14 protein-coding genes are annotated in these 15,401 nt (G+C 35.2%); 4 read left to right on the forward strand and 10 right to left on the reverse strand.

Annotated elements, in window-relative coordinates; all coding sequences use genetic code 11:
• Positions 1-112: 112 nt before the first annotated feature.
• Complete coding sequence (locus FD33_RS07275; protein ID WP_025086013.1) at positions 113-1,618, reverse strand: sensor histidine kinase; 1,506 nt, start codon at positions 1,616-1,618, stop codon at positions 113-115.
• Positions 1,618-2,367: a response regulator transcription factor gene (locus FD33_RS07280; protein ID WP_025086012.1), complete on the reverse strand. Its 750-nt coding sequence runs from the start codon at positions 2,365-2,367 to the stop codon at positions 1,618-1,620. The genes FD33_RS07275 and FD33_RS07280 overlap by 1 nt, the downstream gene beginning before the upstream one ends.
• 76 nt (positions 2,368-2,443) lie before the next feature.
• Here FD33_RS07280 and FD33_RS07285 point away from each other — a divergent pair, with 76 nt between their 5' ends.
• Positions 2,444-3,220, forward strand: coding sequence for a Cof-type HAD-IIB family hydrolase (locus tag FD33_RS07285; RefSeq protein WP_025086011.1), 777 nt, complete (start codon positions 2,444-2,446; stop codon positions 3,218-3,220).
• A gap of 44 nt (positions 3,221-3,264) precedes the next feature.
• On the opposite strand, the gene FD33_RS07290 is transcribed toward FD33_RS07285, so the two are convergent.
• Positions 3,265-4,260: a zinc-binding alcohol dehydrogenase family protein gene (locus FD33_RS07290; protein WP_025086010.1), complete on the reverse strand. Its 996-nt coding sequence runs from the start codon at positions 4,258-4,260 to the stop codon at positions 3,265-3,267.
• Positions 4,261-4,395: 135 nt separating this feature from the next.
• Positions 4,396-5,082 carry a hypothetical protein gene (locus FD33_RS13110; RefSeq protein WP_051564294.1) on the reverse strand — a complete coding sequence of 229 codons (687 nt, stop codon included), beginning with the start codon at positions 5,080-5,082 and terminating at the stop codon, positions 4,396-4,398.
• A gap of 314 nt (positions 5,083-5,396) precedes the next feature.
• On the opposite strand from FD33_RS13110, the gene FD33_RS07300 reads away from it, so the two are divergent.
• Complete coding sequence (locus FD33_RS07300) at positions 5,397-5,945, forward strand: NADPH-dependent FMN reductase (protein WP_025086008.1); 549 nt, start codon at positions 5,397-5,399, stop codon at positions 5,943-5,945.
• A 242-nt stretch (positions 5,946-6,187) separates the two neighbouring features.
• On the opposite strand, the gene FD33_RS07305 is transcribed toward FD33_RS07300, so the two are convergent.
• Positions 6,188-8,821, reverse strand: a complete 2,634-nt coding sequence (locus FD33_RS07305; RefSeq protein WP_025086007.1) for a glycoside hydrolase family 3 protein — start codon at positions 8,819-8,821, stop codon at positions 6,188-6,190.
• Between the two features lie 554 nt (positions 8,822-9,375).
• Entirely contained in the window at positions 9,376-9,570 is a 195-nt protein-coding gene (locus FD33_RS07310; RefSeq protein WP_056955871.1) for a hypothetical protein, read from the reverse strand.
• Between the two features lie 78 nt (positions 9,571-9,648).
• On the opposite strand from FD33_RS07310, the gene coaBC reads away from it, so the two are divergent.
• Positions 9,649-10,842 carry a bifunctional phosphopantothenoylcysteine decarboxylase/phosphopantothenate--cysteine ligase CoaBC gene (gene coaBC / locus FD33_RS07315; RefSeq protein ID WP_025086241.1) on the forward strand — a complete coding sequence of 398 codons (1,194 nt, stop codon included), beginning with the start codon at positions 9,649-9,651 and terminating at the stop codon, positions 10,840-10,842.
• A gap of 53 nt (positions 10,843-10,895) precedes the next feature.
• Here coaBC and lpdD read toward each other — a convergent pair whose 3' ends face one another.
• The 4 genes from lpdD to FD33_RS07335 form a co-directional block, all read right to left on the reverse strand.
• A complete protein-coding gene (lpdD, locus tag FD33_RS07320) occupies positions 10,896-11,303 on the reverse strand; it encodes a prenylated flavin chaperone LpdD (protein WP_034544464.1) in 408 nt (135 codons plus the stop codon).
• The gene (locus FD33_RS07325; protein WP_025086243.1) at positions 11,303-11,875 is read right to left on the reverse strand and encodes a UbiX family flavin prenyltransferase; all 573 of its coding nucleotides are present in this window, start codon (positions 11,873-11,875) and stop codon (positions 11,303-11,305) included. The genes lpdD and FD33_RS07325 overlap by 1 nt, the downstream gene beginning before the upstream one ends.
• Before the next feature lie 12 nt (positions 11,876-11,887).
• Positions 11,888-13,363, reverse strand: a complete 1,476-nt coding sequence (locus tag FD33_RS07330; RefSeq protein ID WP_025086244.1) for a UbiD family decarboxylase — start codon at positions 13,361-13,363, stop codon at positions 11,888-11,890.
• Between the two features lie 135 nt (positions 13,364-13,498).
• Positions 13,499-14,617 (reverse strand): MFS transporter, encoded by a 1,119-nt coding sequence (locus FD33_RS07335; protein WP_082603705.1) that lies wholly within the window; start codon positions 14,615-14,617, stop codon positions 13,499-13,501.
• Positions 14,618-15,178: 561 nt separating this feature from the next.
• On the opposite strand from FD33_RS07335, the gene FD33_RS07345 reads away from it, so the two are divergent.
• Complete coding sequence (locus FD33_RS07345) at positions 15,179-15,388, forward strand: ATP-binding cassette domain-containing protein (RefSeq protein ID WP_056955873.1); 210 nt, start codon at positions 15,179-15,181, stop codon at positions 15,386-15,388.
• Positions 15,389-15,401 lie beyond the last annotated feature (13 nt).

Raw genomic sequence — 15,401 nt, forward strand, 5'->3', positions numbered from 1 at the left:
ATGGTCTAACTGTTAACTTGAACCGCCATCAACTTGATTTGACGAACAGCCAAATATATCAGGTTTGATGTGAACACTCTTTTATTTTAAATCTAGGTATAATCTTTTAACTTTAACGATTACTGCCTTCTTTATTTTCATTTGGTTTATGTTCATAACCTTCGTCAAAGAGTGTCACGATAAAGGTTGTACCCTCGTTCTCTTTACTCTTAACTTCAATCTCTCCACCATGATTTTCAATCAATTGATGGACAATTGATAATCCTAAACCAGATTCTCCGTATTTACGGTTCTTTCGTGAAGGATCAGCTTTATAATAACGATCCCAAATATTCTTGACTTGATCTTCTGACATCCCTATTCCGGTATCAGAAACAGTAAAGACGGAGGCATGGCGCTCTTCTTCACGAGTTCCACTGACAAAAATCTTGCCATCATTAGTAAACTGAATAGCATTTTGAATAATATTGAACATGACTTGAACAAACCGATCGTAATCGGCGAAAGTCTTTAATTCACCATCATACTTCTTCAAAATCAATTCATCACCAGATCCAGCAGCCTTCTTATTCAATTGTGAAGTAATATCAGTCAAAGGTTTATTGGCATCAAAGACTCGCTTAGCCATAGTGATCTGGTTAGTCCTAATCTTTTCGTAATCCAAATTCTCATTAACCAATCTAATCAGACGTTTGGTTTCATTACGCATTAACTGAATACTTTGACCTTTAGACTCTTCCGGAATAGCATCATAGGCCAATCCCTCTAATAGTCCATTAATCGTCGTTAGCGGCGTTCTCATTTCATGCGATGCATCAGCCATGAATTCCTTCCGTCGTTGTTCTTGACGCTTAATTTCAGTATCTGAGGCTTCTAGAGACTTAACCATTTGGTTAAAGTCCTCTGCCAAATCATCTAACTCATCACGGCCCTTACTTTCAATATGAACCGAGAAATCGTTATTAGCAACTTTCTTGGTCGCACTACGTAAGCGGTTGATACGATTAACTTGATATCTAGACAATAAGAAACTCAAAATAATTGCCGCCAATAGCGAAATCAAAAGTGCGAAGTATAGACGACTATTGATCTCACCAATATTAGTCTGCAATTCTGAAACATCTGATCCTGCCCAAACAGCCGCAATCAGCTTCCCATTTTGAAACCACGGCGTCAGGACATAAACATAACTTCGATTATCGTCCTTTCGCAGTCGGGGATTGCCTTCAGTATCCTGTAATTTTTGCACATTTCGGATTGTTTTACCTTGTTTAAGCTTCTTCCAGTAAGAGTCTTTCAAATGTAATTTTACATTAGTTGGTGGTGTTGGATAGACTTGGTCGTTGTTATAGTCAAAAATAGCAAATTGCACATTTCTCTCTGACAAAACTTGTTCAACCGTTCGAATATTGTCACCAGTAATATTATGAATCTGCCCCGTTTTAGGGTCAGTCTTCAAAGCAATCTTCTCCAGATTACCAGCGTAGCTTTCCAGACTCTTATAGGTCCGATTATATTCCCAGCTAGTTGAGGCACTCGTAACCGAATATAAAATGATCCCCAAGGTCGTTAAGATAACAATCAAAAAGCTCAGCATATTTTGGTAAATTAATTTCATTATGCCTCAGCCCTTGCAGTAGTATCATCAAATTTGTAGCCCACGCCCCAAACTGTTTCAATAACTTGTGGACCTACTTTTTCAATTTTTTGACGTAATTTTTTGATATGGGCATCGACTGTTCTTTCTTCTCCAAAATAGTCGTAATCCCAAACTAATTCTAGTAATTGTTCACGTGAGAAGACTTGCTTAGGCTTGCTAGCTAGAGTCTTCAATAAGTCAAATTCCTTTGGTGTCAAATCGGGAATTTCCTTATCATTCAAATAAGCTTCACGCGTGCTGGAGTTGAGCTTAAAGAAACCAGTATTGATGTCGAACCCATCTTCTGCTTCTTCCACCGTTGCATTGACATTTTTGCTCTCAGATAATTTTTCAGCCATATTTTCGTCACGTCTGTGAATTGCCTTCATACGAGCAATCAAAGTGATAGGACTGAATGGTTTTGTAACATAATCGTCAGCACCAAATTCTAGTCCCAATACTTGATCACTTTCAGTATCGCGAGCAGTTAACATAATAATTGGTACAGTTTTAGATACTTTACGAATTTCTTTAGCAACTTCCATTCCGTCTTTTCCCGGAAGATTCAAGTCTAGGGTGATCATATCCCAATCGTTAGGACTGGCGTTGAACATATCAACAGCTTCGTTACCATCATATGCAAAACTGGCATCCCACTTCTCTTTTTGGAAGAACATCCCCATCATCTCTGAAACAGATTTATTATCCTCAATCATTAATATTTTCATTAATATCACTCCATTATTTCTTGTAAAATTGTTAATATATTGTAAGTATACAAAATTTATTTAGGTTGGTGATCTTTTGCAAACAAATTATAAAGGAACTGTTTTCTTCGATCTCGACGGTACACTTCTAAACGCCCATTCAAAAATTGATGCAGACGTTGCACAAGCTACACGCGAACTCAAAGAAAATGGCTATTTACCAGTCGTTAATACTGGACGTGCTCCAATTGAAATTGATCCAGTACTTGACTCAACTGATATTGATACATATATTACCTTGGATGGTGCTTATGTCCAATCTCAAGGCAAAGTAGTTTACGAAAACAATATTAAACCAGACTTAATCGAAAAGCTGCTTAAACAGGCTGGAAAGTTTGGCGATACTGTCAGTGTACATTCAGCCGATCAATCATACCTTAACGCAGTTAATCCCTTCGTTGAAGGCTTTTACAAAAGTGTTCATTTGGAATTACCTGAAATCGACCCTGATTTTTACAAATCCAACAAAATCCCAATGATTGTTATCGTTACTGAAGGCGATGGCTCTAACTATCAAAAAGTCTTTGACGATCTTACTTTTTATAAGACTGGTCCTAGATCAGTTGATGTCGTCAACAAGGGTGTTTCTAAGATGAGTGGTATCAAGCATCTATTAAAAGAACTAGATCTTGAAGATAAGCCAACTTATGCTTTTGGTGATGGTAATAATGATCTACCAATGTTAGAATTTGCCGATTACAGTGTTGCAATGGGTAACGGTTTAGATTCAGTCAAAGCCATTGCTTCTTATGTTACCACTGAAAACGTTAATGGTGGTATCGTTAATGGTTTGAAACATTACAATTTAATTTAAAACAAAAAGAGGGTGATACTAACGTATCATCCCCTTTTTCACTTTTAAGCCAAAACAACAACTTTTCCCATCATATGTCCTGCTTCTACTAATTCTGTAGCAGCCTTAATATTATCAACATTTAAGCCATGGAAAACTTTAGTTACAGTCGATTTGATCATGCCACTATCCAATCCTTGTGCTAGTTTCTCTAAGTAAGCTCTCTGATCAGACATCGAAGCCAACTTGAACTTGGCCTTGGTAAACATCCATTCCCAAGCAAAGTCGACTGACTTTGACTTCAAATCACTTATCTGTGACTCACGCAAATTAGTGATTGTTGCAAAAGTGCCAAATGGCTTAATCAATTCTACGATTTCTTGCCAATGTGGGTCGTTGTCACTTAATCCAACAATGTAATCAACATTCTTAATTCCTAAATCGTGCACTTGCTTAATTAAATCATGATGATGGTTAACTACTAAATCAGCTCCCAAATCTTTAACCCATTTTACTTTTTCCGATGTTGAGGCTGTGGCAATGACTTTTAAGCCAGCCAAATGAGCTAATTGGGTAGCAATAGAACCGACACCACCAGCTCCGTTGATAATTAGGATTGTCTTATCACGATTATCAATAGCTGGATTGACATGTAATTTTTCAAATAATAATTCACTTGCTGTCAAAGTTACTAATGGCATGGCAACACTTTTTTCAATCGAGGCCTGTACAGGTGCATGGGCTACAATTCTCTCATCAATCAATTCATACTCTTGGTAAGAACCGTCACGAGTGTAATCACCTGCAAAGAAAACCTTATCCCCTACTTGGAAATTCTTAACAGATTCACCAATTTCTTCAACAATACCGTATCCATCGTATCCTAAAATTTTAGGATTCTTTAATTCAGTATTGATACCCTTACGTGTAGCAATATCAACTGGATTAACTGAAATACCTTCAATCTTAACCAGTAGATCTCTTCCAGTAGGTACTTCTTTGGTTTTATCAAATTCTAAAAAGCTGTCTAACTTATTATTAGTTACTCCAAATGCCTTCATAATCTAACCTTCTTTTTTATAGGTCCATTTTACAATAATGAAAAAATTAATTGAACCTTTGACCCCCTCATGACACAAAAAAAAAAAACATCTATCAGGTTCCGCAATATACGTTAATCCTGAATAGATGCTGTTTTAAATTATTTCGACAGTAGCACTAGTAATTCCGTATGAAGGAATCATACTATTTGGCATAGCCATATCGATTTGATAAGGATTATCATAAGCAAATGTTCCAGTATCATTAACAGTTCGATAGAAAACATCTCCTTGAGCTGTAGTGATTTTCAAGCTTGATCCACGCGGAATAACACTTAAATTCGTAGCAACTCCTGAATAACCCATATCCGATCCTAGAACTGCGGGATCGTAAAAACTAATTTTAAAAGTACCAACACTTTTACCAGCTGCCTGCATTTCCACAGGTGGCTCTGAAGCAGCTTGTGTAATAGCTTGTTGTGACTCTTCAACTTGTTCTGGTTGTGATTCTTGGACTGGTGCGTGATCAACATCCTGTTGCTTTTGCTTTGCTTGAGCTTGTGATGCAATCTCGTCCATATTTACATTTGGATCTTTTTCACTATTTTCGATTCCAGGCATAAACTCCTTATTACCCGACAATATAATTTTTTTATTCAGTTTATTGGCATTTTCATCGACCTTTTGGTTTGTTTCCAAATTAGTCAATGTTTTTCTAAAATCCGTTGCATTACTTGTTTGGTCTACTGATGCATCTGCAGCATAAGCAACTGTATATCCCATACCCCCAGTAACGATCAAACTAATGATAAGTAGTGCTTCTAATTTAATTTGCTTTAACAACTAATCTCTCCCCGGTTTTTCGTTTACCAGAGGAAACTATACAAGACGAATATTGCAATCATATTACAAGCAGAATAAAAAAAATCAGTTTGAAGCTATTTTTGTAATGTTTCTGTAATCAAACTCATATTATTGTAATTAATATAATGCATTTTGCGTAGTTATACAATTGTCGACAAATTGTAAACATCTTCTCAATCTTTTTGCAATCGTTTTCCTTCGAAAAAAATATTTTTGTTTGCGAGAACAAATATTTGTTGATTATTCTTTTTTATGATAATTTAAAAACATCAAAGGTTACGGAGGAATTTCATATGTCAGAAAAAATCGCTGTTTTAGTGGGAAGTTTACGTAAAGGATCATATTCAAAGCAAATTGCTAAGAATCTTGCTAAGCTTTTCCCTAGTCAATATGAACCAGAATTTATCGAAATTGGCAATTTACCACTATATAATGAAGATATTGATACACCTGAATCAGTTCCAGCAGAATATACTGAATTCAGAAATAAAATTAAAGATGTTAAAGGTGTTTTATTTGTAACACCAGAATACAACCGTTCTGTTCCTGCTGCATTAAAGAATGCTCTTGATGTTGGTTCAAGACCATATGGTCAAAGTGCTTGGGATATGAAACCAGCTGCTATTGTCAGCGTTTCACCTGGTGCTATCAGTGGATTTGGTGCCAACCATCATCTACGTCAATCATTAGTATTCTTGAACATGCCAGTTCTTCAACAACCAGAAGCATACATTGGTAATGTGACAAATATTCTTGATGAAAACGGCAATGTTGCTGAAGGAACTGTTGGATTTTTACAAAGTATTGTTGATGCTTATGTTGACCTATTAAACAGATATTAATATAATGTTATAATATTACTTTCGGTACGTAATCAGTCTATTGCAAACAGTTTATCACGTATCAAAAAAGAATAAGGGTGTAGAAGTCAAATTTGATTTCTACGCCCTTATTCTTTTTTGCTTTTACTCAAGTTTTAGTTGCAACTAAATACCAACTAATGTAATTGAAATATACCGTCGTCCGCAAAAAATCTGTGGACACAACTTGGAGTTAAATTTTCTTGTTACGGAGACTGGCAGTTTTAACTAAACTTCAATTTCAAAACTGTTCTTAAAATGTTGATTGCAGATTTTTGTAAATCACCTAAGTACAAAGTGTTGTTATCTTTCCACTTCCCGGTCAATAAGACATGATCATCATCAACAATTTGAGCTTCTCCTGTGTAGACCCAGGTTTGAATCTGTTTGTTCAAATTGGAATTACTATCAACTCTAACTTTCACCAACACTTCACCATCAGGATCAAGTACGAAATCATTCCACATTTCCGTTCGTTTAATGCCTTTAGTCTTGATATCAAGTTCTTGTTTAATCTTAATATTACCCTGATCGTCAAACTCTGGTCCAAAGTCACTAGCTGCACAAAGTAAATCCTCTTTAGAATTTCCAGGCATAATCAGATCATTTCCGGCATGCATACTTTCTTTAGGGTCGGCAGAACTGAACCAATCAGTCATTACTAAACCTTTGAAATGCCATTCATCACGTAAAATATTCGTTAATAGTTCAAAATTAGCACCTGAGAATGTTCCATTAACTTGGTTGTACGAAGTCATCATTGCTACTGGTTGTCCTGACTTCACAGCAATTTCAAAATTACGTAAATAAATTTCACGTAAAGCTTGTTCGCCAATCAAACTATCTCCAGAATTACGGAAACTCTCTTGGTTATTGCCAATAAAGTGCTTCAAGGTTACCCCAATTGTATGGTGATCTTGTACTCCCCTAGTTTCTGATGCAGCAATCGTTCCAGAAAGATATGGATCTTCGGCAAAGTACTCAAAATTACGTCCACCAAGCGGATCCCGGTGAATATTCATTCCTGGAGCCAACCATAAATCAACTCCAAATTCGACCATTTCCCGACCAATAGAAAATCCAACTTTTTTAACTAAACTCTTATTCCAAGTTTGAGCTAACGCCATTCCAATAGGCCATGCGGTTGCATAATGTGTGACTGTCTGGCCATTTCTTTCAAAAACCGGTTCTACTCTGATTCCTGCAGGACCATCAGCCATAACTAGGGCGGGAACACCTTTATGATCGATCATCCCCGTTTGTCCAGCAGCACCTGGTAAGATATCTGATGAGATACCGACCACACTATTCTCTTTAGTTGAAAGTTGACCTTCAACTAAATCAACTAACTGTTTAGTAGATAAACTAGCCACAAATTCGGCCAACTCAACATCACCATTATTAACGTCATCAAGCGTTTTTCCAGCTGCATTACGAACTTCTTCTACAACCTCATCTAATCCTTTGCCAGGTAACGGATTTTCGTCATTAATGAAAGTAGTAACATCCGTCTTCTCTTGGTACTGAACAAACTCAGTCTCTGGGAAATTGGCAGCTTTCAAAATAAAGCGTGGTACATCGGTCACATTTTCTAATTCAACTTTGTTCTCTGTGAAAACAGTTGGATCAGTCTCTGGCTTCATCAGTGGATTAACTTTTTTCAAAATAACTTTCTCATCAAGTTTGAATGAGGCAACAACTTTCGTATTACGAGAACTGTTCCCTACCCGCAAAAGATATGTTCCTGGTAATAAGACATAAGCTCCTAACTCATCATCAAAAACACTCAAATTACTCGTATCAATTTCAAAATCAAGCTTCTGTTGTGCATTAGGGCGTAATACAGCAGTCTTCTCATAGCCAATCAAATCTTGATAAGGTGTAGGAATCCCTGTCTGTGGTTTAGAAACATATACTTGAACAACCTCACGTCCAGAATACTTATTGCCAATATTTTCCACATTAATACTTAATTTAATCTTTTTCTCATTAATATTTATTTTCTGTGCTTTTAAATAGAAATCAGCGTAACTCAAACCGTAACCAAATTCATATCTTGGTTTGACGTTAAAACTATCAAAGTAACGATAACCAACGTAAATTCCCTCAACATACTTAGGATTTTCCATTCCAAAATTCTCTGAAGTTGGATAATCATCATATGAATAAGCCCAAGTATCCGTCAATTTACCAGAAGGCGTAGTTGTACCGTCAATAATATCAGCGACTGCATCTCCTGTCGTCATTCCTAGTTGAGACACGAGGACAATACTATCTAACAAAGGACATTCATTAATAAAACTAGTATCAATTACCCCACCGATATTCAATAACAAAATACTATTAGTGTAATATTCACTCATCCGTTTAATATTTGAAAGTTCATTGTCAGTTAATTTAAAATCGCCAGTCTCATTCTTACGATCATAATTTTCACCAGAACTTCTTGAAATAACATAAATTCCAGTTAAACTATCTTCAAAATCTCCTACTTCGGGATCATTAAACTTAAAAGCTGGAGCTAACAGAGCTAAAGGATCATCCTTTAACTTTTCATCATGTAATTGTTTTTCTTTTTGATAGTAACGATTTAGACGGTTCAACCAAGCCTTAGTAGTAACAGTAAATCCATGGCTCTCTAACCCATCCAAAATACTAACCATATTTCGTTGATTAACGTCACCAGAACCAGTACCACCCTTGACAGTGGCAAAAGCTCCACTTCCATACAAAGCTACTGTTTTATTTTTAATTGGTAAAGTAGCATTACGATTTTGTAGTAAAACAATACCTTCCTCAGCAGCCTGTTTAGCTAATTCTTTATTTTCTAATTCTCTTTGTGAAATAACGTTTTCCATCGCGACATTCTCCTTTGGTGGAAATGTAATTACCTTAATTTTACACTTTTAAATAATTGATTAAAAAGTAATTTCATAATCATTATATGTATTCTTTCAAATAAAAACATTATTAGTATAATTGAAGCACAAAAAAGGCCAGACACTAACAATGTCTGACCTTGAGTAACATATAGTTTTTTAATATATTCAGGCGATGACATTCAGATTTTTGGGACTAAAGATTGCCGCCTTCGGTCTTTTTTATGTCATCTTTTATAAACAAATAATAGCGCAAAATTTAAATTAAAGGTAACTGAATTTTATTTTAATTCTTACTTTAGTTTAATTAGAACATGAATGTGCTTAAATTCCCGTCTTCCACAAAAAAATCTATGGGCCACTGAGGACCTACAATTTTTACTATCGACTATGTTCTTGATTCTAATATTAGCGAGTAAAAACGCAGCATCTTGAAATCTTTAATTCCACATAATCCAAATGAAAATTCTAAACCAAAAGAACAGTTCACTAGTCTGGAACAAAAGACGGCAATAAAAACACATCCCACCTATTTATTTTTTAAAGAAAAATCGTCTCAAAACATATTTATGAATAACAAACATAAGAAAAATCACAACAACACCAATGATTATTTCACTAACTATAAAATTACTTCCTAATACACCCTGTAAAAATCTAAGCAATGGATCATTCAACCCAATAATCAATAAAATAATAATTATTATATCCAATGTATAAATATTCATGACAACCCCCTGATAAGAAAATATTATCATACTCATAATCATGTATAATATAGTAAGAAAAAATTTTGAGGTGAAATTATGCTTAAAGATAAACATATTGCAATTTATGTTACAGGTGGTATTGCAGCTTATAAATCATTGAACATTGTACGTGCATTGATTAAACAAGATGCCCAGGTTCAAGTTATCATGACTAAATCAGCACAAGAATTCGTTACACCACTAACCTTCGCTACCTCGAGTCAAAGACCTGTTATCACCGATAATTTCAAACCCCAAACCGCTACTGATGACTTTATTCCTCATATTAAATTAGCACTATGGACCGATTTAGCTGTGGTTGTTCCCGCAACTGCCAACATTATTGGGAAAATGGCTAATGGTTTAGCTGACGATATCGTTTCTACCAGTTTGCTAGCAACTAAGGCACCGAAATTGATTTTTCCGGCCATGAATACTGATATGTATGAAAATCCTGCCGTTGAGCATAATTTACAAATCTTAAAACAAATGGGGGTTCAAATAATTGAACCCGAAACAGGCTTTTTGGCTGAAGGAATGACTGGCAAAGGACGCTTGCCTGAACTTGATGTCATAGTCGAAGCACTTCAAGAACAGTTTGCTGAGAAAAAACTGAAAGGTGTTAAAGTTGTTGTAACTGCTGGCGGAACTAAGGAAGTTATCGATCCAGTCAGATTTATCGGCAATCGTTCGTCCGGTAAAATGGGCTTTGCGATGGCTAAAATTGCCCGCGATTTAGGAGCTGAAGTAACCTTAATTACCACTGTGGCAGCACCATTTGGTGGTATGAATATTATCCAAATACAGACTGCTGACGAAATGATGAAACAATTAAAGGATATTTTCCCTACTACCGACGTTTTAATCATGGCTGCCGCTGTGGCTGATTTCAAACCAGTTCATGTTGCTGATCAAAAAATCAAAAAGAATGATGATGAAGATATTTTCACTATCAAATTAACTAAGAATCCTGATATTTTACAAGCTATCGCCGCTACTAAAACTAAGCATCAATTTGTCGTTGGCTTTGCCGCTGAAACTCAAAATCTTTTAGAAAATGCTGAAAAGAAGTTATCTAAGAAGAATGCTGATGTTATCTTAGCTAATAATGTTGCTCAAGTTGGTGCTGGTTTTAACGTTGATACCAATAAAGTTACCCTTCTACAAAAAGGACAAAAGCCTCTAGTTTGGCCATTAATGTCTAAAGAAGATGTAGCCAGAAAATTCTGGAAATTCTATTTAGATAAGTAAAACAAAATACCCTCTAGAACTAGGTAATTTACCTAATTTTGGAGGGTATTATTTTATTGTGGACTTTCCGAATCACTGTAGTAAACAGGTGCTGGCGCATCAAAATCAGTTTGTTGCAACCAAGTACTAATTTGATCACCTAAATTCTGTGAAATCTGACTGGAAACCATGATTTGTTTCTTTGAAATATGATTAATGTGAACTCCCGCACTGATAGTGCAACTTCCTGGTAGATAAGGTTGAATAATTTTTCCAACACGTATGGCTAGAACATCATCCTTATGAAATCTACTGTCGTGACTGGGATATCGTATCGTCTGCATATCAATATTTTTCGTTAGAGTCGTGATGGTTCCAATATGAGGATTATCTCCACCCGTTATAGCGATAAATAGATCTTTACCAATGATAGTAATATCAGCTGTCATGGTGTAATTTTCTTTGGTAACTGAGAATTTCATTAAATTCCCTCCCAACGTCCGCCAATTTCGTTGTCAATTCTTAAGGCATCTAATTCTTTCATTGTTTGATGATCAACTAAATCTTGAATAGTTTCAGGATGATTATAAAATGCCGGAATTGGTGGAATCATTTGTACACCCATTTTCGATAACTTTGTCATGTTTTCTAAATGTATCGTATTTAAAGGTGTTTCTCTTGGTACCATAATCAACTTACGTTGTTCTTTCAGTGTGACATCAGCTGCTCGTGAAATTAAATTGTCACCGATACCTACTGCAATACTAGCGACTGTCTTCATACTGGCGGGAACGATTACCATTCCATCGGTTAAGAATGAACCACTAGCAATAGTAGCACCCAGATCGTTATCACTGTAAAAATAATCGGCCAATTCTTTAATGTCAGCTAAAGACATCTCTGTTTCTAGCTGCAAATTTTTCTTAGCCCAAGCACTGAAAACAACATGTGTTTCAACATTCTCAATTGCCTGCAACTTTTTCATCAAGTCAATTGCATAAATTGTACCTGAAGCACCAGTGACACCGATGACGATTCTTCTTTTACGAGCCATCTTCACACTTCCTTATTTCAAATATTTTTGCCAGTCATCAACTTCTTTAAACTGTGCACGGATAAATTGATCTTTCATATCAAATGGTACAGTCCCATCAATGATTGTTTTCGAACTCATTCCACGGAAACGAATTGATTTAGGATCATACTGTGGTCTTTCAGATGGATCTAGCGGATGGCTTCTCATACCAGACAGAACCATAATATCCTTGTCACCTTGGAATCTCGTATTCATTGTCCAAACGACATCATTCATATCAAAAATATCGACATCATCATCAACTAAGAAGACTGTTTTTAATTCTTTAAAGGCTGACAGAGCCAAAATGGCGGCTTGCCTTTGAATTCCTTCATCAGCTTCATTATCTTTGTGAATTTGCATGATAGTCATCAACTTACCACCACCTGCTGGAGGATTATAAACGTTAACAACTTTTCCAGGAATGGCTTTGTCAACAAGTTCTAGAATACTTGCTTCAGTAGGAATTCCTGCCATAGAAACATGTTCTTCACTAGGGCCAATTGTCGTCTGCATGATTGGATTATCTTTTCTGTGAGTAATAGCCTTCACTTTAACCACATTAACGGCTGGATTAGCATCACCGTTATACCCAGGAAATTCAGGCATAGCCTTACCAGTGTGGGTATTGATATCTTCTTGCATAGTTTGGTTAGGCATAATTTCAGCCTCAACTACATATTCAGCACGAGCAATCGCTTTTTCATCAATTGTTTTGGCATTAACAAGTTGAACCGCTTGATTACGCAAAGCACCAGCAATATTCAATTCATCATAACCAAGTGGAGTTGTAGGTGGCTCAAAAGTTGCCCCAATGGTAATAGCTGGGTCCAAACCAATATTAATTGTAATAGGCATAGGTTTATTTAATTTTTCAAATTGTTTCTGGAAGTGTCCAATATGACGACCACCAGGCATGATATACATACCAATTGTATCTTTGTCTTCCAAGACCATTCGGTGAATCGTAACGTCTGTCATAGTCTTATCGGGATCTGAACCCAAAACTAATCCCATAGTAATGTATGGACCAGCATCATATTCAGTATTAGTTGGAGCTGGCAAAATCTTTCTGATATCGAAATCTTTGTCAGTAGCCTTATGAACAACTTCTTGTACAGGAGCTTTGTCAGAATCCACCATTACTGGAGCAATAGGATGTTCCACTGAATCCTTTAAAAGACGTCCCAGAGTCTTATAGTCATGATGCAAAATCATCCCATCACGCTTACGACTTGCCATCGCACCGATGAATACTCTTGTTCCAGGAAATCCTTTGACATTGTTGAACATCATTGCTGGACCCTCTTGAGTAGGACGTTTAACCGTTCCACCAGCACCGATATAACGGTAAACTCCAGAAAGTTCTGCATCCGGATCAACCTCAACATCAGTTTCATGGTATTGACCAGGTTCCTTCTTTAATTCATCAATAACTCTTCTTAAATCATATGGTTGTTCTGACATTTAATTGCCTCCTCTTTGTCTTAACAGTGATTATTATAGGAAGGATATTAAGTGCGAACAATTCATGTTAATTAAAAAAGCATTCCATAATGGAATGCTTTTTGAAAACTTCACGGATCAATAATATCGACAATCTTATTTTTCATTTTCTATCAACACTTTCATACATGGGGGTGTATATATAATTAATGCCGCCAAAAACATTATTAATCCCAATACAATTATTAGTGGCCTTAGCCCCGCTAACTTTAATAAAAACGGACTTGTGATTCCGGCTATCGGATTGGCAACTGAAAAGATTGTCAATACTGCTCCTACGGTTTTTCCTATATCGGATTTAGAAGCAGACATCTGTACAGCTGAAAAATAAATTATTGCTGTTATGCTATTAAAAAAGCCATATAAGAACCATATAACTCCCACTAAAATCACATTAATGATATTTACAAAGGGTACTAATGAAAGTAAGCCCAACAGAAGTAAAGAGAGTGCCTGTCCGGCAAGATATACCGGATAAAAATGTAATTTACCAATTCTTTTTCCTAACTTTGTCAGAACGACCGTTCCAAGAATTCCTCCAATTGTTACACCTATATCCATGAAATTGTACGTAAACGAATACTTACCATATATATCAACACTAAATTTAGGCATTAAAAGCCAGATAGTCCAATAGCAAAAATTGGTTACCAAAGCAATTGGTATCATTATACTTACCAAATGATTTTTATATATAAGAGATATCCCTTCTTTTATTTTTAATCTTAGTTGAAATGATGATGTATCACTATGTATTTGCGGTTTATCGTCAGCCTTTATTCTCGAAAGAGAAACAAAAGAAATAATGACAGATATCATAACAAAGATTAAAGAATATTTTGGATCTTTCATCATAACCATAATTACTGAAAAGCCAGACGATACAATTGATGACACTTGCGAAGCTAAAGAAACCCATGAATTTGCGGATACAATATCTTCATCCTTTTGTATAAAAGTTGGTGCAATAGACTCAGTCAGTGGCATATAAACGGTATTCAAACAGGCATTTAATATTACAATGGCTATAACAATATAAATGTTACTTCCACCTATCGCCAGTATAGTTAACGCAATTATTAATGTAATTATTCTTATAAAAGCAATTATCCTTAGCAGTTTTAACTTACTTGATCGATCAACAATATATCCCCCCCTATCATCGAGCCCAATACGGCAAGCATTGTTATTGTCCCAATGGTCGATACAATTGATTGATCCTTAGTAACCTTATATAAGAACCAATAGGCATATGTTATAAATGCGGATACGGAAAAACTACTAATGAAATCACTAAAAATTATTAATTTAATTTCCCTCATATATTATTCACCTACTAAAATGAAACTGTTTTAAACTTAAGAAGCCCATTAGTTCGTAAAATTAATCTAAATACAATGGTGTAGTCCTTAACATTGTCTCTGATTATAATAATGTGTTATAGGCTTTTTATCGCATATTCATTTTTAATGAAAATAACCGCAATTTATACCATGATAAAATCTCCTTATTCTTTACACTATTTGGTGGAATAGAATGAAATCCGTTTCCCAATAATTAATTCCAAGTTTCATTGTACTAATTTAATTTTAATTAAATTAGATATATTACAAGCAATTCATTAGTTTTATATAGCGCATTTTTCAACATTTATTACCATTAATATTATTATAAAGATATCACTTGTTTTTTAATAATTCAATGAACTTATTTTTATATAGCTAATATTATTAAAAGTATTATAATAAAGCTAATAAATTATTAAAGGATGATAGCATGTTACAACTATCTAAAGGAATTATTTCAATCAACGATAATATTCTATTTACGTTCCCTAATCTAATAGTTCATTCTGATGAAATTATTGGAATCGTTGGTGATAACGGTGCAGGTAAAACTACATTTTTTAATTATATAATTGAAAATATTCGAAGAAAAAAAATAATCGAAAATTTCAATAACAAGTTAGCCACTTGGACAAAATAAATTGAATCCAAGT

It is taken from the genome of Companilactobacillus paralimentarius DSM 13238 = JCM 10415, from assembly GCF_001434985.1.
Classification (GTDB): Bacteria; Bacillota; Bacilli; order Lactobacillales; family Lactobacillaceae; genus Companilactobacillus; species Companilactobacillus paralimentarius.

Excerpts from the sequence above, each read along its gene's own strand:
- FD33_RS07275 (WP_025086013.1), bottom strand. The coding sequence starts at position 1,618 with ATGAAATTAATTTACCAAAATATGCTGAGCTTTTTGATTGTTATCTTA.
- FD33_RS07280 (WP_025086012.1), bottom strand. The coding sequence starts at position 2,367 with ATGAAAATATTAATGATTGAGGATAATAAATCTGTTTCAGAGATGATG.
- FD33_RS07290 (WP_025086010.1), bottom strand. The coding sequence starts at position 4,260 with ATGAAGGCATTTGGAGTAACTAATAATAAGTTAGACAGCTTTTTAGAA.
- FD33_RS07300 (WP_025086008.1), top strand. The coding sequence starts at position 5,397 with ATGTCAGAAAAAATCGCTGTTTTAGTGGGAAGTTTACGTAAAGGATCA.
- FD33_RS07305 (WP_025086007.1), bottom strand. The coding sequence starts at position 8,821 with ATGGAAAACGTTATTTCACAAAGAGAATTAGAAAATAAAGAATTAGCT.
- FD33_RS07310 (WP_056955871.1), bottom strand. The coding sequence starts at position 9,570 with ATGAATATTTATACATTGGATATAATAATTATTATTTTATTGATTATT.
- coaBC (WP_025086241.1), top strand. The coding sequence starts at position 9,649 with ATGCTTAAAGATAAACATATTGCAATTTATGTTACAGGTGGTATTGCA.
- lpdD (WP_034544464.1), bottom strand. The coding sequence starts at position 11,303 with ATGAAATTCTCAGTTACCAAAGAAAATTACACCATGACAGCTGATATT.
- FD33_RS07325 (WP_025086243.1), bottom strand. The coding sequence starts at position 11,875 with ATGGCTCGTAAAAGAAGAATCGTCATCGGTGTCACTGGTGCTTCAGGT.
- FD33_RS07330 (WP_025086244.1), bottom strand. The coding sequence starts at position 13,363 with ATGTCAGAACAACCATATGATTTAAGAAGAGTTATTGATGAATTAAAG.
- FD33_RS07345 (WP_056955873.1), top strand. The coding sequence starts at position 15,179 with ATGTTACAACTATCTAAAGGAATTATTTCAATCAACGATAATATTCTA.